13 protein-coding genes and 1 pseudogene are annotated in these 19,415 nt (G+C 68.2%); 3 read left to right on the top strand and 11 right to left on the bottom strand.

The genetic code is table 11. The annotated features are described in order from the left end of the window. Positions 1 to 9: 9 nt before the first annotated feature. Genes ACAD63_RS19235 through ACAD63_RS19225 form a run of 3 tightly spaced genes read right to left on the bottom strand, consistent with a single transcriptional unit; the run spans position 10 to position 7,952 of the window. Positions 10 to 3,306: an efflux RND transporter permease subunit gene (locus tag ACAD63_RS19235; RefSeq protein WP_434033165.1), complete on the bottom strand. Its 3,297-nt coding sequence runs from the start codon at positions 3,304 to 3,306 to the stop codon at positions 10 to 12. A 2-nt stretch (positions 3,307 to 3,308) separates the two neighbouring features. Next, positions 3,309 to 6,431: an MdtB/MuxB family multidrug efflux RND transporter permease subunit gene (locus tag ACAD63_RS19230; protein WP_434033164.1), complete on the bottom strand. Its 3,123-nt coding sequence runs from the start codon at positions 6,429 to 6,431 to the stop codon at positions 3,309 to 3,311. 9 nt (positions 6,432 to 6,440) lie between these two features. Beyond that, positions 6,441 to 7,952 carry an MdtA/MuxA family multidrug efflux RND transporter periplasmic adaptor subunit gene (locus ACAD63_RS19225; protein ID WP_434033163.1) on the bottom strand — a complete coding sequence of 504 codons (1,512 nt, stop codon included), beginning with the start codon at positions 7,950 to 7,952 and terminating at the stop codon, positions 6,441 to 6,443. Positions 7,953 to 8,292: 340 nt separating this feature from the next. On the opposite strand from ACAD63_RS19225, the gene ACAD63_RS19220 reads away from it, so the two are divergent. After that, the gene (locus ACAD63_RS19220) at positions 8,293 to 9,036 is read left to right on the top strand and encodes a response regulator (protein ID WP_135704564.1); all 744 of its coding nucleotides are present in this window, start codon (positions 8,293 to 8,295) and stop codon (positions 9,034 to 9,036) included. A gap of 66 nt (positions 9,037 to 9,102) precedes the next feature. Beyond that, on the top strand, positions 9,103 to 10,374 hold the full coding sequence (locus ACAD63_RS19215; RefSeq protein WP_133093834.1) for an ATP-binding protein: 1,272 nt from the start codon (positions 9,103 to 9,105) through the stop codon (positions 10,372 to 10,374). Between the two features lie 675 nt (positions 10,375 to 11,049). Here the strand turns inward: ACAD63_RS19215 and ACAD63_RS19210 are convergent. The 7 genes and pseudogenes from ACAD63_RS19210 to ACAD63_RS19180 all read right to left on the bottom strand — a co-directional run. After that, a pseudogene (locus ACAD63_RS19210) lies at positions 11,050 to 12,338 on the bottom strand (amidase); the annotation flags it as partial. Positions 12,339 to 12,492: 154 nt separating this feature from the next. After that, positions 12,493 to 13,101: a glycerol-3-phosphate 1-O-acyltransferase PlsY gene (gene plsY / locus ACAD63_RS19205; RefSeq protein WP_133094214.1), complete on the bottom strand. Its 609-nt coding sequence runs from the start codon at positions 13,099 to 13,101 to the stop codon at positions 12,493 to 12,495. A gap of 155 nt (positions 13,102 to 13,256) precedes the next feature. Then, positions 13,257 to 13,748 carry a Cys-tRNA(Pro) deacylase gene (gene ybaK, locus ACAD63_RS19200; protein ID WP_135704566.1) on the bottom strand — a complete coding sequence of 164 codons (492 nt, stop codon included), beginning with the start codon at positions 13,746 to 13,748 and terminating at the stop codon, positions 13,257 to 13,259. A 34-nt stretch (positions 13,749 to 13,782) separates the two neighbouring features. Continuing rightward, positions 13,783 to 14,739 (bottom strand): site-specific tyrosine recombinase XerD, encoded by a 957-nt coding sequence (xerD, locus tag ACAD63_RS19195; RefSeq protein WP_195431748.1) that lies wholly within the window; start codon positions 14,737 to 14,739, stop codon positions 13,783 to 13,785. Continuing rightward, positions 14,736 to 15,227, bottom strand: coding sequence for a methylated-DNA--[protein]-cysteine S-methyltransferase (locus tag ACAD63_RS19190; protein WP_195431745.1), 492 nt, complete (start codon positions 15,225 to 15,227; stop codon positions 14,736 to 14,738). Before ACAD63_RS19190 ends, xerD begins: the two co-directional genes overlap by 4 nt. A gap of 108 nt (positions 15,228 to 15,335) precedes the next feature. Next, positions 15,336 to 16,304, bottom strand: coding sequence for a tripartite tricarboxylate transporter substrate binding protein BugE (locus tag ACAD63_RS19185; RefSeq protein ID WP_135704572.1), 969 nt, complete (start codon positions 16,302 to 16,304; stop codon positions 15,336 to 15,338). Between the two features lie 134 nt (positions 16,305 to 16,438). Further along, a complete protein-coding gene (locus tag ACAD63_RS19180) occupies positions 16,439 to 17,116 on the bottom strand; it encodes a chalcone isomerase family protein (protein ID WP_135704574.1) in 678 nt (225 codons plus the stop codon). A gap of 185 nt (positions 17,117 to 17,301) precedes the next feature. Here ACAD63_RS19180 and ACAD63_RS19175 point away from each other — a divergent pair, with 185 nt between their 5' ends. After that, positions 17,302 to 18,195, top strand: coding sequence for an AEC family transporter (locus ACAD63_RS19175; RefSeq protein ID WP_135704576.1), 894 nt, complete (start codon positions 17,302 to 17,304; stop codon positions 18,193 to 18,195). Here the strand turns inward: ACAD63_RS19175 and queG are convergent. After that, positions 18,188 to 19,414: a tRNA epoxyqueuosine(34) reductase QueG gene (gene queG / locus ACAD63_RS19170; protein WP_434033162.1), complete on the bottom strand. Its 1,227-nt coding sequence runs from the start codon at positions 19,412 to 19,414 to the stop codon at positions 18,188 to 18,190. The two genes, ACAD63_RS19175 and queG, sit on opposite strands and share 8 nt — an antisense overlap. Position 19,415 lies beyond the last annotated feature (1 nt).

Raw genomic sequence — 19,415 nt, 5'->3', positions numbered from 1 at the left:
TCTGTAAATTCAGACGGCGGCCGGCTGGTCAGGCGTGCCGCCGCGGCGGCGCTGGCGCCAGGCCTTGACCTTCAGGCGCCAGCGGTCCAGCGTCAGGTAGACCACTGGCGTGGTGTACAGCGTCAGCAGCTGGCTCACCACCAGGCCGCCGACAATCGAGATGCCCAGCGGCGCGCGCAGCTCGGCGCCGTCGCCGCGGCCGATCGCCAGCGGCACCGCGCCCAGCAGCGCGGCCATGGTCGTCATCAGGATCGGGCGGAAACGCAGCAGGCAGGCGCGGTAGATGGCTTCGCGCGGCGACAGCCCGTCGCGGCGCTCGGCGTCGATGGCGAAGTCGATCATCATGATCGCGTTCTTCTTTACGATGCCGATCAGCAGGATCACGCCGATCAGCGCGATGATGCTGAAGTCCGTCCTCGACGCCATCAGCGCCAGCAGCGCGCCCACGCCCGCCGACGGCAGCGTCGACAGGATGGTGAGCGGGTGGACATAGCTTTCATACAGCACGCCCAGCACGATGTAGATGGTGATCAGCGCCGCCAGGATCAGGATCGGCTGGCTCTTGAGCGAGTCCTGGAACGCCTTGGCGCCGCCCTGGAAGTTGGCGCGCAGCGTTTCCGGCACGCCGATGCGCGCCATCTCGCGGTTGATCGCATCGGTCGCCTGCGACAGCGAGGTCCCCTCCGACAGGTTGAACGAGATCGTCGATGCCGCGAACTGCCCCTGGTGGTTCACGCCCAGCGGCGTGCTGGTCGGGATCACGCTCGCGAAGGCAGACAGCGGCACGCGGTTGCCGTTGCCGGTGACGACGTAGATGTCCTTGAGCGCGTTCGGGCCCTGCAGGTACTCGGGGCTCAGCTCCATCACCACGCGGTACTGGTTGAGCGGATGGTAGATGGTCGACACCAGCCGCTGGCCGAAGGCGTTGTTCAGCACCGCATCCACCTGCTGCGCGGTCACGCCCAGGCGCGACGCCGTATCGCGGTCGATGATCACCGAGGTCTGCAGCCCCTTGTCGTTGGTGTCGGTGTCGATGTCCTCCAGCCCCTTCAGGTTGGACAGCGCCGCGCGCACCTTGGGCTCCCACGTGCGCAGCACTTCGAGGTCGTCGGACTGCAGCGTGAACTGGTACTGCGAGCTGCTCTGCCGCCCGCCGATGCGGATGTCCTGCACCGGCTGCAGGAACAGGCTCGCACCGGGCTCCTTGGCCAGCTTGCCGCGCAGCCGCGCGATGATGGCGTCGGCGGACTCCTTGCGCTCCGCCAGCGGCTTGAGCGTGACGAACATCTGGCCGGTGTTGCGCTGCGAGCCGCCGGTAAATCCGGTCACGTTTTCAACTGCCGGATCCGACTGCACAATCCTGATAAAGCTGTCGAGCTTGCCGCGCATGGCCTGGAACGAGGTGGCCTGGTCGGCGCGGATAAAGCCGATCAGCCGGCCCGTGTCCTGCTGCGGGAAGAAGCCCTTGGGCACGATCACGTACAGGTACACGTTGAGCGCGATGGTGGCGATCAGCACCAGCCACACCAGCGGGCTGAAGCGCAGCGCGGTCGACAGCGAACGCGCATAGCCATCGTGCAGCCACCGGAACATGCGCTCGGTGGCGCGGAAGAAGCGTCCCTGCTGCTCCGGTTCCACCGGCCGCAGCATGCGCGCGCACATCATCGGCGTGGTGGTCAGCGACACCACCAGCGACACCAGGATCGCCACCGACAGCGTGATCGCGAACTCCTGGAACAGGCGCCCGACGATGCCGCCCATCATCAGCAGCGGAATGAACACCGCGATCAGCGACAGGCTCATCGACAGCACCGTGAAGCCGACCTCGCGCGCGCCACGCAGCGCGGCGGCCAGCGGCTTCATGCCCTCCTCGATATGGCGCGAAATGTTCTCCAGCACCACGATGGCATCGTCGACCACGAAGCCGGTGGCGATGGTCAGCGCCATCAGCGACAGGTTGTTCAGCGAGAACCCGGCCAGGTACATCACCGTGAAGGTGCCGATCAGCGAGACCGGCACCGCCACGCTGGGGATCAGCGTCGCGCGCACGTTGCGCAGGAAGATGAACACCACCATGATCACCAGCGCCACCGAGATCATCAGCGTGTGTTCGACCTCGCGCAGCGACGCGCGGATGGTGGGCGTGCGGTCCATCATCACGTCCATCGAGATCGCCGCCGGGATCATTTTCTGCAGGTTCGGCAGCATCTCGCGCACGCGGTCGACGGTCTCGATGATGTTGGCGCCGGGCGAGCGGTTCAGCACCAGCAGCACCGACGGCTTGCCGTTGGCCGAGCCCGCGTTGCGGATGTCCTGCACCGAATCGACCACGTTGGCCACGTCGCGCAGCCGCACCGGCACCGCGAACGAATTCGGCCCGCTGGTGGCACTGGTGCCCCCGGTGGCGCCGCTGGTGATGGTGGTGGTGCCGCTGCTGGTGGTCAGCGTGGTCACGGTGACGCCGTTGACCACCTTGGTGCTGACGCCGCCGCTGGCGGTCGCATTGGCGGTGCTGGCGATCAGCGCGCCCGCCGACGCCGACGAGTAGGTGCCCGGCGTAGCGTAGCGGATGATCAGCGGCATGTAGTCTTCCGCCTTCATCATCTGGTCGTTGGCGTAGACCTGCCAGTTGTTGCTGGCGTTTTCCAGCGTGCCGAGCGGCCGGTTGGCGTTGGTCGCGCTGATGGTGTTGCGCACGTCCTCCAGCGAGATGCCGTAGTTGTTCAGCGCGGTCGGGTTCAGTTCGACCCGCACCGCCGGCAAGGAGGCGCCGCCAATGGTGACCTGCCCCACGCCTTCCACCTGCGACAGCTTCTGCGCCAGGATGGTGGAGGCCGCATCGTAGAGCTGTCCGCGCGTCATCGTCGGCGAGGTCAGCGCGATGATCATGATCGGCGCGTCGGCGGGGTTGACCTTGCGGTAGGTCGGGTTGTTGGGCAGGCTGGTCGGCAGCGTCGCGCGCGAAGCGTTGATCGCGGCCTGGACGTCGCGCGCGGCGCCGTCGATATTGCGCGACAGGTCGAACTGCAGCGTCACGCGGGTCGAGCCGAGCGAGCTGCTGGAGGTGATTTCGGTCACGCCGGCGATGGTACCGAGCGCGCGCTCCAGCGGCGTCGCCACGGTGGCGGCCATCGTTTCCGGGCTGGCGCCAGGGAGCGACGCCGATACCGAGATGGTCGGGAAGTCCACCTGCGGCAGCGGCGACACCGGCAGCAGCCGCAGTGCCGCGAGCCCGGCCAGCAGGATGCCGAGCGTGAGCAGCGCGGTCGCGACCGGGCGATGGATAAAGGCAGCCGAAAGATTCATTGTCAGACCGGCTCCTCGCCTGTGCCGCCTTCCTCCGGATCACCGAAGCGGCGCTTGCGCCAGCCCTTCACGCGCGTCGCCACGCGGTCGAAGGCCAGGTAGATCACCGGCGTGGTGAACAGCGTCAGCACCTGGCTGACCAGCAGGCCGCCCACCATGGTCACGCCCAGCGGCTGGCGCAGCTCGCTGCCGATGCCGGAGCCCAGCATCAGCGGCAGCGCCGCCAGCAGCGCCGCCATGGTGGTCATAAGGATCGGGCGGAAACGCAGCAGGCAGGCCTGGAAGATCGCGTCGCGCGGCGTCATGCCGCCTTCGCGCTCGGCCTCGAGCGCGAAGTCGATCATCATGATCGCGTTCTTCTTGACGATGCCGATCAGCAGGATGATGCCGATGATGGCGATGATGCCCAGGTCCATCCCCGCCACCAGCAACGCCAGCAACGCGCCCACGCCTGCGGACGGTAACGTCGACAGGATCGTGACCGGGTGGATGGTGCTTTCATACAGCACGCCCAGCACGATATACATCGTCACCACCGCGGCCAGGATCAGCCACAGCGTGTTCGACAGCGACGCGCGGAACGCCAGCGCCGCGCCCTGGAAGCTGGTCTGCATCGAGATCGGCAGGCCCAGCTCCTGCTCCACCCTGGTGATCTTGTCGACCGCGGCGCCGAGCGATTCGCCATGCGCCAGGTTGAACGAGATCGTCGCCGCGGGGAATTGCCCCTGGTGGTTGATCACCAGAGGCCCGGTGCGCTCGGTGATGCGCGCGAACGCGCCCAGCGGCACCTGTCCGCCGGAAGAGGAGGGCAGGCGCAGCTCGGCCAGCGATTGCGGGCTTTTGCGGAACTCCGGCATGGTCTCCAGCACCACGCGGTACTGGCTCGACTGCGTGAAGATGGTCGACACCAGCCGCTGGCCGAAGGCGCTGTACAGCGCGCTGTCGATCACCGCGGTGGTGATGCCGAAGCGCGCCGCGGCGTCGCGGTCGATATCGACATAGGCGCGCAGGCCGTTGTTCTGCTGGTCGCTGGTGACGTCGCGCAGCTCCGGCTCCTGGCGCAGGCGCTCCACCAGCTTCGGCACCCACGCGGCCAGCGTCTCGGGATCGGGATCTTCCACCGTGAACTGGTACTGCGTGCGCGAGACCTTGTCCTCGATGGTCAGGTCCTGCACCGGCTGCGTGAACAGCGAGACGCCGCCGAGGCTCTGCACCGCATGCTGCAGGCGCTGCGTGACCACGTCGATGGGGTCGCGCTCGCCCTTGGGCTTGAGGTTGATCAGCATGCGCCCGGCGTTGAGCGTGGTGTTGCTGCCATCCACGCCGATGAACGACGACAGGCTCGCCACCGCCGGGTCCTGCATCACCACCTTTGCCACCGCTTCCTGCTTGCGCGCCATGGCGCCGAAGGAGGTGGTCTGCGCGGCCTCGGTGATGCCCTGGATCACGCCGGTGTCCTGCACCGGGAAGAAGCCCTTGGGCACCAGCAGGTACAGCAGCACGGTCAGCGCCAGCGTGGCCACGGCCACGACCAGCGTTGCCTTCTGGCGATCGAGCACCCAGTCCAGCGCGCGCCCGTAGCGCTCGATCACGTTGTCGAAGAAGCGGCCGGTGGCGCGGTGGAAGCGCGACAGCCTCTCTTCCGGCACATGGTGCAGCAGCCGCGCGCACATCATCGGCGTGAGCGTCAGCGACACCACCGCCGAGATCAGGATCGATACCGCCAGCGTGATCGCGAACTCGCGGAACAGCCGGCCGACCACGTCGCCCATGAACAGCAACGGGATCAGCACCGCCACCAGCGAGAAGGTCAGCGAGATGATGGTGAAGCCAATCTGCTTCGAGCCCTTGAGCGCCGCCTGCATCGGCGAATCGCCTTTCTCGATGTAGCGCATGATGTTCTCGATCATCACGATCGCATCGTCGACCACGAAGCCGGTGGCAATGGTCAGCGCCATCAGCGTCAGGTTGTTGATCGAGAACCCCGACAGGTACATCACGCCGAACGTGCCCACCAGCGACAGCGGCACCGCCACGCCCGGGATGATGGTGGCGGGGATATTGCGCAGGAACAGGAAGATCACCAGCACCACCAGCGCGATCGCCAGCAGCAGCTCGAACTGCACGTCCTCGACCGAGGCGCGGATGGTGGTGGTGCGGTCGGTCAGCAGCTGCACGTGGACCGACGCCGGCAGCGCGTTCTGCAGCTGCGGCAGCAGCGCCTTGATGCGGTCGACCACCTCGATCACGTTCGCGCCGGGCTGGCGCTGGATGTTCAGCACGATCGCGGGCTTGTCGTTGGCCCACGCGGCCAGGCGGCTGTTCTCGGGACCGTCGACGATCTCGGCCACGTCGGTGATGCGGATCGGCGCGCCGTTCTTGTAGCCGAGGATGATCTGGCGGTATTCGTCGGCGGACCGCAGCTGGTCGTTGGCGTCGATGGTCGACGCGCGCTGCGGGCCGTCGAAGCTGCCCTTGGCGCCGTTGACGTTGGCCGAGCCGATCGCGGTGCGCAGGTCGTCGATCGACATGCCGAGCGATGCCAGCGCGGCCGGGTTGGCCTGGATGCGCACCGCGGGGCGCTGCCCGCCGCTGATGGTGACCAGGCCCACGCCCTGGATCTGCGAGATCTTCTGCGCCACGCGCGTATCCACCATGTCCTGCAGCTTGGGCAGCGGCATGGTGTCGGACGTCATGGCGATGGTCATGATCGGCGCGTCGGCCGGGTTGACCTTGCTGTAGACCGGCGGCATCGGCAGGTCGGACGGCAGCAGGTTGCTGCCGGCATTGATGGCGGCCTGCACTTCCTGCTCGGCCACGTCCAGCGGCAGCGTCAGCTCGAACTGCAGCGTGATCACCGAGGCGCCGCCCGACGAGGACGACGACATCTGCTTCAGGCCGGGCATCTGGCCGAACTGCCGCTCCAGCGGCGCGGTCACCGACGAAGTCATCACGTCGGGGCTGGCGCCGGGGTAGAGCGTGGTGACCTGGATCGTCGGGTAGTCGACCTCCGGCAGCGCCGACAGCGGCAGCAGCCGGTAGGCCACCAGCCCGGAGAGCAGGATGGCCAGCATCAGCAGCGCCGTAGCGACCGGGCGCTGGATGAAGAGGCGTGATGGGTTCATGCGCGGTCCTTACTGCTGCTGGCGGCGCGGGCCTTCCGCACCTGGAGCGCTGGCGCCGCCTTCACGCTGGCGCCGATGCTCGCCGGCCGCGCCGGAAGCACCGGAAGCGCCGGAAGCGCCGCCCGCGGCCGCGCCGCTGGCATCGCCATGCGGCGCGCTGGCACCGCCCCAGCCAGCGCCGTCGCGGTTGCGTCGGCCGCGCCCGCGCGGCTGGCTGGCCGGCACCGTCGCCGCGGCACGCGCGGCCGGGTCGACTGCTTCGACCGTCATGCCTTCCTTGAGCCGGTCGGCGCCATCCACCACCACGCGCTGGCCGGGCTCCAGGCCCTTGAGCACCGCATTGCGGCTGCCATCGCCCGGGCCGAGGGTGATCACCTGGACCTTGACCTTGTTGGCGTCGTCGACGGTGTAGACGAACGTGCCCTGCTGTCCGCGCTGGATCGCCGCCACCGGAATCACGGTGGCGTCCTTGAGCGTGTCGACGCGCGTGCGCACGTTGACGAACTGGTTCGGGAACAGCATCCCGTCTTCATTGGGGAAGACCGCCTTGAGCTTGACCGTGCCGGTGGTGGTGTCGATCTGGTTGTCGGTGGTCAGCAGCGTGCCTTCGCCCAGCTGATTGCGCACCTGGCGGTCCCACGCCTGCACCGGCAGCTTTTCGCCGGCGTTGAGCTTCTTCAGCACCGACGGCAGGTTGTCCTCGGGGATGGTGTACATCACGGCGATCGGCTGGATCTGCGTGATCAGCGCGATGCCGTTGGCGTCGCTGGTGTTGACGATATTGCCCGGATCGACCTGGCGCAGGCCGATGCGGCCCGACACCGGCGCCACGATCCTGGTGTAGCCCAGCTGCAGGCGCGCATTGGCCACGTTGCCCTGGTCGGTCTTGACCACGCCTTCGTACTGGCGCACCAGCGCGTCCTGGGTATCGACCTGCTGCTTGGAGATCGAATCCTGGCCCAGCAGGGTGCGGTAGCGCTGCTGGTCCAGCTTCGCGTTCTGCAGCAGGGCCTGGTCGCGCGCCAGCTGGCCCACGGCCTGGTCGAGCGCGGCCTGGAACGGGCGCGGGTCGATCTCGGCCAGCACGTCGCCGGCCCTGACCATCTGGCCTTCCTTGAACAGCACCTTCAGCAGCGGGCCGGACACCTGCGCGCGCACGGTCACGTTAGAGACCGGGGTCACGTTGCCCAGCCCGTTCAGGACCACGTCCATGTCGCGCTGGGCCACGGTGGCGACCACGACCGGCGAGCGCGGCATGCCGGCGCGGCCCCCTGGCCCGCCAGGACCGCCAGGACCTCCCGCACCGGGTCCGCCGGCGCCGCCCGGGCCGCCCGCGGTGCCCTTGGGGGCGTCGCCGCGGTGCGCATACCAGTACCAGCCGCCTCCGGCCAGCAGCAGCACCAGCAGCCCGGCATACAGCCGGCGCCGGCTCCTGCGCGGTGGGGTGCCGCCGGGCGGCAGGGGCGGACGGGAAGACGGGGATGGGGGAGGGTTAGGTTGGCCTTGTTCGGGGTTGGACATGTCCGCAATCCTGGGAACGGCGCGCCCGGGCGCGCCGCGGTGTTCTGCTGGCAAGTGACGCTGGATGCAGCAGTATGCCGCAACGCAATGGGCGCCGGCCGGCCGCGGGGGGCAGCGCGCCCGGCGGCCGCCGGCGTGCCGGCAAGTGCCGTGCGGCGCGCATTGGGCGGCGCCGTTGGCAAGTCATGCGGCAAGGATAATGTGCGGGCGCGGACGCCCGTATTTCGGCGCCCGGCGCTTTTATTACAGAGGATTACCAGCGCCCCAGGTGTAACCTCCGGAAACAAAACCGCCCGGCCGATCCGGCGTGTGCGCCGCCCGGGCTGACTATCATGTGCCTATGCGAACGAACCAGCCTACCCAGATCCTCGTCGTCGACGACGATCCCGAACTCCGCGACCTGCTGCGCGAGTACCTGACCCAGCAGGGCTTTGCCGTCTCGGTGCTGCACGACGGCGACGGCCTGCAGGCGCGCCTGGAGCGCGAGCGGCCAGCGCTGATCGTGCTCGACCTGATGATGCCCAAGGTCGACGGCCTGACTGCGCTGCGCAACCTGCGCGCCAAGAACGACGACATCCCGGTGATCCTGCTTACTGCCCGCAGCGACGAGATCGACCGCATCGTCGGCCTGGAGATCGGCGCCGACGACTACCTCGGCAAGCCCTTCTCGCCGCGCGAGCTGCTGGCGCGCATCAACGCCGTGCTGCGCCGCAAGCTGGCCCGCCCCGCGGCGGCGCCGGAGGACCGCGAATCGGTCGCGTTTGGCCCGTTCCGCGTCAATTTCCGCCAGCGCACGCTGAGCCGCGCCGGCCAGCCGCTGTCGATCAGCGATACCGAGTTCGCGTTGCTCAAGCTGCTGCTGATGCATCCGCTCGAAGTGCTATCGCGCGAGCGTATCGTCGAGCTGATGTACGGCAGCGCCAGCGGCATCAGCGACCGCGGCATCGACGTGCAGATCTGGCGCCTGCGCCGGCTGCTCGACGAAGACGCGCAGCGCCCGCGCTATATCCAGACCGTGCGCGGCCGCGGCTACACCTTCGTGCCCGACGAAGCGGAAGAGATTCCCGCCGAGCTTTCCGATTAAAGCCCGCGGCGGCCGGCCGTTTTATCGCCTTACGTGCCGCCGCGTGCCACCCGAGCCTGCTTCCCGATGAAGTTGCGACGTATCGACACCCTGTTCGGCCGCATTGCCTTGCTGATCGCGGCCGTGCTCGTGATCAGCCACTTCTCGTGGCTGGCCATCCTGCGCATGGACCGGCGCCAGCAGCAGGTCGACTATTCCGTGGAGCAGATGCTGTTCCAGCTCGACAGCATCGAGCGCGCGCTCGATGCGCACCCGCCGGCCAAGCTGCCTAGCCTGGTGGAGACCGCCGATACCGCCAGCGCCGATGAGCACGCCACCGCGCCCAAGGGCGGCCGCTCGCGCCGCCTGGTCGAGCAGTTCATCTCGCGGCTGCCGCAGGGCACCGAGGTCCGGCTCGAGGACGAGACCACGCCGCGTATCTGGATCAAGCTGCCCAGCCGCGATGACTGGATCGCGATGCCGATTCTCTGGGTCCACAACCCGCCGCCTGACAACCGGCTGGTGCCGGGCGTGATGCTGGTGGTGGGCGTGGCCATCGTGTTCGCGCTGCTGATCGCGTGGCAGCTGCAGCGGCCGGTGCGGGACATGGCCAACGCGGCCGAGCTGCTGTCGCGCCAGCGCGCGGTGCCGCCCTTGCGCGAACGCGGGCCGCATGAGCTGCGCCAGCTGATCGAGCGCTTCAATCGCATGGTGGCCGACCTGGCGCGGATCGACCAGGAGCGCAATACGATGCTGGCCGGGATCGCGCATGACCTGAAGACGCCGCTGGCGCGGCTGCGGCTGCGTGCCGAAATGCTGTCCGATCCCAAGGCCGCGGCGGGGGTTACGCGCGACGTGGATTCGATGCAGGCGATCGTTGAGCAGTTCCTGAGCTTTGCACAGACCAGTGAATCGACGGCGCGGCCAGTGCCGGTGGACCGGCGGGTCAATGAACTGGCGGCTTCGCTGGCCGAGCAGGAGCGGCAGGTGGTGTTGTCGCTGGGGGCGGGGGATGGGTTCCGGATGATCGCTACGCAGCTGGATCGGATTATCGGGAATCTTGTTGACAATGCTTATGCCTACGGCAAGCCGCCGGTTTGCATTGCTACGACGCGTACGGCTGATGGTTATGTGCTGGTGGTCGAAGACCAGGGGGCCGGGATTCCTGAAGAGGACAAGGAACGCGTCACGCTGCCGTTTGTGCGCCTCGATCCGGCCCGGGGCGGGAATGCGCATTCCGGGTTGGGGTTGGCGATTGTGGATCGGCTGGTGCGGCAGGCTGGGGGGAAGCTCAATCTCGTCAATGCCGACGGGGGCGGGTTTAGGGTCGAGATGGTGTTTGGGGCGGTGGGGGCTTAAGTTCGGTTTTGCTGCGACTCGGCATCTGGTGGAATTTGATATGCCCGGTTCCGCCCTCCGCCCGGTCTGACGGAATTGACCGGATGCACTTCGTGGAGGCTCCGGCCCTCACCCCTGCCCCCTCCCGCAAGCGGGAGAGGGGAGCAAACAACGGGCAAGGACAGGCCTGTGGGCTCATCGGCGATAGCGCCAGGCGAGCGCAGCGACGCGTTCCGCGCCAGAGCCCCTGACCTGAGATGCTGCCGGCGCGCAGCGCAGCCGTAGGCGTTCCTACGTTGCCGCTAGCAGCAGGGGCCACCCAACAGCTCTGGGCTCGTTCAACAATGGCGTCAATCCCGAGCCACCGTGGCGCACCAGGGCGTCAGGCAGTCCTGCCCTGCAACGAAGCCAAGCCCCGTACGAAAGCCGTAGCCCACTACGATAAGAGTGGCCGCCCGCAGGGCCGTAAACGCGTTTTTGGTTACTTTTGCCGCTCGGGCAAAAGTGACTCGCCCCTTTAGGGGCGAAACCAGGGCATATCAAATAGCTACCAGATGCCCGCCGCAGCGAAGAGAGAGAGAGAGAGAGAGAGAGAGAGAGAGAGAGAGAGGCTTGTCGGCGTCGTAGCCGAGCTTCTTGTAGGTCAGCGGAAAGATCGTGAACAGCGGCGATGGCCCGATGAACACCGTCTTGCCAGGGCAGGCTGATCGCCGGATGGCCGGTCATGTTGAACGGCATGGTCCAAGGAAACCAGCTCGCGCGCACATTGTCGTAGAGCTGGCCGTCGATCTCGATCTGGCCGAACAGGTCCTGGTCAAGCGGCAGGGCCGTGCGCGTGAGCGTGGGCATCGCCAGCAGTTCGGCATCCGCCAGCAGGTCTTGCACGCGCAGGAACAGCTTCGAGCGCTCGAACATGGCCTGCTGGTATTCCATGCCGGTCACGTGCGCGGCGGATTCCACCTGGCGCACGAAGGTTGCGCTGAGGGCCTCGCGATGCTGTGCCACGATCGGCGCGAAGCGGGTGCGCCAGACCGTATGGTTGATGGCGCGCCAGATCGGCTCGACTTCAAAGCCGTCGCCGGAAAACGGCTCCAACACGGCGCCCAGTTCGCGCAGCCGCTCCAGGCTGGCCTCGAACGCCGCCGCCACATCTGTGGCCACCGCGTGGCCCGGCGGCGCCAGGCAATAGCGGATGCGTACGCCGCGCAGGTCGCCGTGGGGCTGTGCGGCTGCCACATAATCGGCGGCCGGCACGCCCAGCGACCAAGGGTCGCAAGGATGCTCGCCGGCCATCGCCTGCATCATCAGCGCGGTGTCCATCACCGTGCGCGTGGTCGGCGTGACATAGGTCTGGTTGCCGAACAGGTCCTGCGCCTGGCTGTGCGGGATCACGCCCTGGCTCTGCTTGATGCCGACCACACCGTTGCAGGCCGCCGGGATGCGGGTCGAGCCGCCGCCATCGGTCGCTACCGCCAGCGGTGCGATGCCGCTCGCGACTGCCACCGCGGCGCCGCCGCTGAGCCGCCGCTGGTGCGCTGCGCGTGCCAGGCATTGCGCGTGCGGCCAAACAACGGCGAATCGGTCAGGCACTTGGAGCCGAACTCCGGGGTAGTGGTCTTGCCGACGAGGATGGCTCCCTGCGCGCGTAGACGGGCCACTGCGACAGCGTCTTCGCCCGGCACATTGCCGCGCATCGGTACGGCGCCAAAGGTTGTGCGCACGCCGCGCGTGTTGACGATGTCCTTGACGGTGAACGGGATGCCATGCAGCGGAGCGAGCGGCCGGCCAGCCATCACGTCCTGCTCGGCGGCGCGGGCGGCGGCCATGGCCTCGTCGGCGCATAGCGTGATGAAGCAGTTGAGCCCGGGCTGCAGCCGTGCGGCACGGGCCAGCACGGCGTCCATCAGTTCGACCGGGGAGATGTCCTTGCCGCGGATGCCGGCCTGCAGCTCGGCAGCGGAAAGAAAGCAAAGCGCTTCGCTCATCGGCTTGCATTCTCCTGGCACGGGCCGGTACGTGGCCGGCCGCGATGGGACGGCGGAGACAGGCCCGCCGCCGTGGATCAGCGGGAAAGACCCGCCGTGGCAGGGCCCGGCCGCGGAAAGCGCGCGCCGGACGCCGGCGCTGGCAGTGTAATGCTCAGACCTTCTTCTTGTCCCCGATCCGGCTTTCCTTGCCGGCCAGCAGCTTGGCAATATTCTGCCGGTGCCGCGCGATCAGCAGCACGCTGATCACGAAGATGGCACCAGTCATCACATCCACGCCATTCATCAGCACATAAAAGAACGGCGCGAAGATGGCAGACACCAGTGCCGCCAGCGACGAATAGCGGAAGAAGAACGCAATGATCAGCCAGGTGGCCAGCGTGCCCAGCCCCAGGATCGGGTCGACCGCCAGCAGGATGCCGGCCGCCGTGGCCACGCCCTTGCCGCCGGCAAAGCGGTGGTACACCGGGAACAGGTGGCCGAGAAACACCGCCAGCGCCACCATGGCCAGGCCGGTCTCGTTCAACCCGTAGGCCGGGCCGAAGCGCGCCGCCAGCCACACCGCCAGCCAGCCCTTCAGCGCATCGCCGATCAGCGTCAGGATCGCGGCCTTCTTGTTGCCGGTGCGCAGCACATTGGTCGCCCCCGGGTTGCCCGAGCCGTATGAATGCGGATCCGGCAGCCCCATCAGCTTGCTGACGACAACGGCAAAGGAAATCGAGCCGATCAGGTAGGCGGCGAGGGCGAATATCAGGTTAGGCAGGTTAGCCATGTGCAGTGGGGTGTTTTCAAGCTGGCGGGATTGTAGCGCGGCGGCGCCTTCACCACGTCCGTGACTTCCCGGATTGGCACGCGCGGCCGCCATGCGCGTGTCGCCAGGTGTCGCCCAGGTGGCGACTGGGGCGCCTGGCCAGTGCCTCAGTCAGGCAGCGCGCATTGGACCGGTTGTGCATCGACCAGTCCCCGCAGCAGCTTCGGGTCCAGGCTGACGAGGTAGCCGCGCCGCCCACCGTTGATATAAATGCGCTCCAGCTCCAGCACCGTGGCCTCCACATACACCGGCATGCGCTTGCGCGTGCCGAACGGCGAGGTGCCGCCGACCATGTAGCCGCTGTGGCGCTGCGCCACTTCCGGCTTGCACGGCTGCACGCTCTTGCGCCCGGTCTGGCGCGCCAGGTTCTTGGTCGAGACCGAGCAGTCGCCGTGCATCAGCACCACCAGCGGCTGCGCGCGCTCGTCTTCCATGATCAGGGTCTTGACCACGTCGTGCTCGGGAACGCCGAGCTGGCGCGCCGATTCTCCGGTGCCGCCATGCTCGACGTATTCATAGGGGTGTTCGCCGAAGTCCACGCCTTGCTTGCGCAGGAACTGGGTGGCGGGGGTTTCGGAGACGTGCTTGTTCTTGCTCATGGCGATGGTGCCGCTAAGTGTCGCTAAGTTTCACTCACCCACGCGGATGGTGCTGCTGGTGCAGCTCGCGCAGGCGCTCGCGCGCGACGTGGGTGTAGATCTGCGTGGTGGAGATATCGGCATGGCCGAGCAGCAGCTGCACCACGCGCAGGTCGGCGCCGTGGTTGAGCAGGTGCGTGGCAAAGGCGTGCCGCAGCGTGTGCGGCGACAGCGGCGCGTGCACGCCGGCATCGCGCGCGTGGCGCTTGATCAGGTGCCAGAACGCCTGCCGCGTCATGCCCTCGCCGCGCTGCGTGACGAACAGCGCGTCGCAGGCGCGCCCGGCCAGCAGCGCGGGACGCGCGCTGGCGAGGTAGCTGCGCAGCCAGTCGGCAGCCTGCTGGCCGAACGGGACCAGCCGTTCCTTGTCGCCCTTGCCGCCAACCACGCGCGCCACGCCCTCGTTCAGGCCGATCTCGATGGTCTTCATCTGCGTCAGCTCGGACACGCGCAGGCCGCTGGCGTACATCAGCTCCAGCATGGTGCGGTCGCGCAGGCCCAGCGGCGTGCCGGTGTCGGGCGCTTCCAGCAGCGCGTCGACCTGCGCCTCGGTCAGGGTCTTGGGGTAGCGCGGCGGCTGCTTGGCGGGGCGCAGCAGCAGGCAGGGATCGGCCTCGACGACGTGCTCGCGCAGCGCCCACTGGTAGAAGCGCCGGAACACCGCGAGCCGGCGGTTGGCCGACGACGCGCGCGTCTGCGTGTGGCGCGCGTTGAAGTAGGCCGACAGCACGCTGTCGTCCACGGCCGGCAGCTCGCCGCAGCCTTCGTGGCGCAGCCAGCGCGCCAGCAGGGTCAGGTCGCGCCGGTAGGCGTCGATGGTGTTCTGCGACAGGCCGTCTTCCAGCCACAGCGCATCGCAGAAGCGGCCGACCAGCGCCGCGTCGGCATCGCTGGGAGACGCGGCGAGGTCGGGCGGTGCGTCCGCCGCTGCCGTGCGTGTCACGGGGCTCATATCAGCATGGCGCCCTCATGGCGCAGCAGCCAGCGTTTGACGTCGAGGTAGAAACCATCTTCGGCATGATGGGAGAAGCCGCCGATGCCGCGGGCCGAGACCACGCGATGGCAGGGAATCACGATCGGGAACGGGTTCTGGCCGCAGGCCTGGCCCACCGCGCGCGGCATCGCGCCGATGGCCCCGGCAATAGTGCCGTAGGTGGTGGTGGCGCCGCGCGGCACGGCGGCGATGGCCTGCCAGACGCGCTGCTGGAAATCGCTGCCCGCCGGTGCCAGCGGCAGGTCGAAGCGCGCGTCGGGGTTGGCGTAGTAGGCCTCGAGCTGCGCTTCGAGCCGGGCCACGAGTTCCCGCGCCTGCGCATCGGCCGGCGCGCGTGCCTCGACGTGCCCGGGCAGGTACACGATGGCCCGGATGCGTGTGCCGTCCGTGCGCACGCCGACCTTGCCGAACGGGGCAGGGAGGATGGCATCGTATATGGCGGGCATGGCGGTCTGGCTGGGGCGGATGCTGGATTCTAGTGCTTTTTGCGCCGGCAAGAAAAAAGGCCGCCCTGGCTGGCGGCCTTCAGTGGCGAATGCGATGCTGCGGCCGGATTACTGCTCCAGCTTGATGTTCTGCACCTTCACCAGGTTCTTCATCTTGTCGAATTCCTTCTTGATCTCGGCCGCGTGCTGCGCCGGCGTATTGCCCGACGGCTCGGCGCCGGCGGTGCGCAGGCGCTCCTGGAAGCCCTTGTCCTGCAGGGCCTTGACCGCGGCCTCGTTCAGCTTCTTGATGACGTCGTCAGGCGTGCCGGCAGGCGCCACCAGGCCGTACCAGGCCGGGTCGTTCGGCTCCTTCAGGCCCATTTCGCCGAAGGTCGGCACGTCCGGCAGCGAGTCCAGGCGCTTGTTCCAGGCCACCACCAGCGGGCGCAGCTTGCCGGCCTTGATGTAGGGCATCGACGACGGCAGGTTGTCCACCATGATCGGTACCTGGCCGGCCAGCACGTCGTTCAGCGCCGGGCCCGCGCCGCGGTACGGGATATGGACCATGAAGGTCTTGGTCGAGACCTTGAACTGCTCGCCCAGCATGTGGCCGAAGCCGCAGGTGCCCGATGACGCGTAAGAGTACTTGCCCGGGTTGGCTTTCAGCACGGCCAGGAATTCCTTGTAGGTCTTGGCCGGGAAGTTCGGGTTCACCGCGATCACGTTGGCCACGTTGGCCAGGTTGGTGATGGGCTTGAAGTCCTTGATCGGGTCGTACGACAGCTTGGGGTTGCAGGCCGGGTTCACGGCCATGGTCGACACCGTCGAGATGCCGATGGTGTAGCCGTCCGGCGCCGCCTTGGCGATCGCGTCCGCACCGATCGAGCCGCCCCCGCCGGCGCGGTTTTCCACGACCACCGGCTGGCCCAGGATGCGGCTCATCTGGTCGGCGGCGCCGCGGCCGACGATGTCGGTGGTGCCGCCCGGTGCGAACGGAATAATCAGGCGGATCGGCTTGGTCGGAAAGCTCTGGGCGTGCGCCGTGGTGGCGGCCGCGGCCAGGGCCAGGGTCAGAGCGAGTTTGCCAGCTTGCATGAGATCATGTCTCCCGTCAGAAGTCCGGGCAGGGTGCTGCCCGGAAGCAAAGAAACCGTCGCGGTGCCACAGGTACAGGCACGGCGGCGGCAGCGTAAATGAGGGCGGCCGCAGCGTAAAGGAGGGCTGCCGCGTTATCCGCCGAGCAGTCCGCGCTTGACGTCCTGGTCGACCGGACGGTCGCCCAGGAACACCCGCAGCACGGCCTGGTAGAAGTCTTCGCCAGGGATCGGGCGGCCGCGCGGCGTGCCGTTGATGGCGACGACGGTGCCCGCCTGCGGGGTAAAGTCCAGGTTGATCACGTCGCCCTTGTGCGCGTTGCCGACCTCGCCCAGGGTGCGCTCGAACTGCACCAGCCGCGCGGCCAGGCCCTGCACCTGCGCTTCGCTGTGGTTGTCGCGGATGCCCTGGCGGATGGCGCGGGCAAAGGCGGGCGGTTCGGCCTCGCGCAGCATGCGCAACTGTAGCCGCTTGGCGCCGGGCGTGCCGAGTACCACGGTCGCATTGCGGGCCTTTTCCTGCAGGTACAGCGCGGCCACGTAGCCCTTGGTCAGGAAGCCCGCGCGCAGCGCGGCGCCGTTGAGCTGCAGTTCCTTGCCGCCCACGCGCGCGGCGTCATCGAAGCGGATTCCCTCCATCTCGACCGCGCGCGCCGGCATGGCAACGGCCGCGGTGGTGGTGCACAGCATCACCAGCAGGGCGGCCGCGCGCGAGCGCAGGCGGCTGGTCAGGCCGCTTGGCAGGCCAGGGCGTGAACGGGAGCGAAGGCGGGTGTCCGGGCCCGGCGGCGCGGAACGGATGCGGGACAACATGGCGGCAGGGCGTACAACTTGGCATGCCATGCTGACCTAAATCTGGAAAAATACCTATCCGTATCTGCCCTAGTCTGCACATTCCAGATCGCCAGCCGTTATTTGCATCCCCCATGCGGCCGGGATCGCGACGGGACGCCGGGCAGTTACCGCGCCGTGCCCTCGCCATTACAACAACAACGACAATGTCTCCTGCTCTCCTGCTGGTGCCTGACTTCAGCCTGATCCTGATCGGCTGGCTGCTGGTGCGCTATTCCCCGTTCGACCGCGCCTTCTGGGGCGGGGTGGAGCGGCTGGTCTACTTTGTGCTGTTCCCGGCGCTGCTGCTCCAGTCGACCAATGCCGCGGTCTTTGATTTTTCCTCGACCTCGGCGATGCTGGGCCTGGCGCTGCTGGCGATGGCCGTCGGCATGGCCGGCGGCTACGCCGTCAAGTGGGTGCTGAAGCCCGATGCGCTGAGCTTTGCCTCGGGCCTGCAGACCGCCTTTCGCTTCAACTCTTACATCGGCCTGGCGCTGGCGTCGCGCCTGGGCGGCAGCGAAGGGCTCGCGCTGATGGCGGTGATCGTCGGCTGTACCGTGCCGCTGTGCAACGTGGCGGCGGTGTGGGCGCTGGCCCGGCACGGCGAGACCGCGCTGTGGAAGGAACTGGCGCGCAACCCGCTGATCCTGGCCACCGCAGGCGGCCTCGTGACCAACCTGCTGGGCTTGCACCCGCCCGAGGTGGTGGCGATGACGCTGAACCGGCTTGGCTCGGCCTCGACCGCGCTGGGGCTGATGACGGTGGGCGCCGGGTTGCAGATGAGCGGGGCGACCGGAACGGCGGGGCCGGTGGCGTGGTGGACCGGGGTCAAGCTGCTGGCGATGCCGTGCACGGCGTGGCTGGTGGGCCGGTACTTGCCGCTGACCGCGTTGCAGTACCAGATCGTGGTGCTGTATGCCTCGCTGCCGACCGCGTCGAGCGCCTATATCCTGGCGGTGCGCATGGGCGGCAACGGACCCATGGTGGCGGCCACGATATCGGTGATGACGGTGGGTGCCATCGTTACCACGCCGCTGTGGCTGGCCCTGGTCAGCTAGTGCGTGCGGGCTCGCCCTGCGCGAGTGCCCAGTCGATATGCTCCTGCACCAGCGGCGAAGCGGAATCGCGCCGCGCCTGCAACGCTTCGCGGATGCGCGCGGCCAGGGCGGCGTCTTCCGCGCGCGTGCCGGAAAGCGCGGCGCGCAGGCTGTTGCCAAGCCCCACCGCCAGGTTGCGCAGCCAGCGCTCATGGCCGATGCGGCGGATCGGGCTGCCCTCCAGGCGCTGGTTGAACTCGTCTTCGGTCCACTGGAACAGCGCCACCATGTCGGGCGCGTCCAGGCCATTGCGCACGTCGAAATCCGGCACGCTGGCCACGTGCGCGAACTTGTTCCACGGGCAGGCCAGCTGGCAGTCGTCGCAGCCGTAGACACGGTTGCCCATCGGCGCGCGGAATTCGACCGGGATCGGGCCCTTGTGCTCGATGGTCAGATAGGAGATGCAGCGGCGCGCATCGAGCCGGTAGGGCGCGACGATCGCGCGCGTGGGGCAGATGTCGAGGCAGCGGTGGCAATTGCCGCAGTGGTCCGTTTCGGGCGCATCGGCCGGCAGCGGGATATCGACCAGGATCTCGCCCAGGAAGAACATCGAGCCGCCGTCGCGGTCGAGCAGCAGCGTATGCTTGCCGCGCCAGCCGAGTCCCCCCTGGCTGGCCAGCGCCACTTCCATCACCGGCGCGGAATCGGTAAAGACGCGGTAGCCGAACTTGCCGATTTCGGCCTCGATCCGGCTGGCGAGCTGCTGGAGACGGCTGCGCAGGACCTTGTGATAGTCGCGGCCGCGCGCGTACAGCGACACCACCGCGGTGGCCGGATCGCCCAGCCGCGCCAGTTCGCGCCGGCGCCAGTCGGGCGCGCCCGGCGGGGTCTCGCTGGCGGGGACATAGGGCATGCGCGCCACGATGGCGCGTACCGTGCCCGGCACCAGTTCGGCCGGACGGGCGCGCCGCAAGCCGTGGTTCGCCATATAATCCATGTCGCCGTGATAACCCTGCTCCAGCCATGCCAGAAGCCCCGGCTCGGCGTGGCCAAGATCGACGTCGGCGATGCGCACCGACGCAAAACCCAGCGCGGCGCCCCATGCGCGGATGGACTCCGCAAGCGCCGCCAGCTCCTCAGGGTTGGCGTGCCCGGCCTGGCCGGATTGCCCTGGAGCGTTTGCGGGAACACTGTGCGCGCCTGGCGCGCTGGCCGGCGGCTTGACTGCTGGGTCGATCATC

Origin of the sequence: Cupriavidus sp. a3 (genome assembly GCF_051015765.1) — a bacterium.
Classification (GTDB): Bacteria; Pseudomonadota; Gammaproteobacteria; order Burkholderiales; family Burkholderiaceae; genus Cupriavidus; species Cupriavidus oxalaticus_A.
The sequence above is the reverse complement of the archived record's forward strand: the minus strand, read 5'-3'. Positions and strand labels throughout refer to the sequence as shown.